Source organism: Mycobacterium ostraviense (genome assembly GCF_002705925.1).
Lineage (GTDB): Bacteria > Actinomycetota > Actinomycetes > Mycobacteriales > Mycobacteriaceae > Mycobacterium > Mycobacterium ostraviense.
Window position 1 is genome coordinate 1 of sequence record NZ_NKRE01000103.1, and the last position, 418, is coordinate 418.

Annotated in this window: 1 pseudogene; it reads left to right on the forward strand. The window is 66.5% G+C overall.

Annotation, left to right across the window (positions count from 1 at the left end):
* Window positions 1-418 (forward strand): annotated as a pseudogene (locus tag CDN38_RS33720) (acetolactate synthase large subunit); the annotation flags it as partial.

Genomic DNA, 418 nt, shown 5'->3' on the forward strand with positions numbered 1-418 from the left:
CACGCGGTGGATCGTCCCATTGCCAGTCCGGAGGCGTTGGACCGCGCGGCGGAGATCATCCGCAACGCCAAGCGACCGTTGCTGATGATCGCTTCTGCGGCGTCGCGGCCGCAGTCCAGCGAAGCGCTGTCGGCGTTCGTGCTGCGTGCCGGTATTCCGTTCTTCACCACGCAGATGGGCAAGGGCGCGGTGGCCGGTGGATCGGGCCTGTACATGGGCACTGCGGCGCTGACCGAGCGCGACTACGTGCACATGGCCATCGACCAGGCCGACGTGATCGTGACCATCGGCCACGAGGTCACCGAGAAGCCGCCGTTCGTGATGCGCCCGGGGGGGCCGACCGTGATCCATATCGGCTATTCGCAGGCGGCGGTGGAGCAGGTGTACTTCCCGCAGGTGGAAGTGATCGGTGATATCG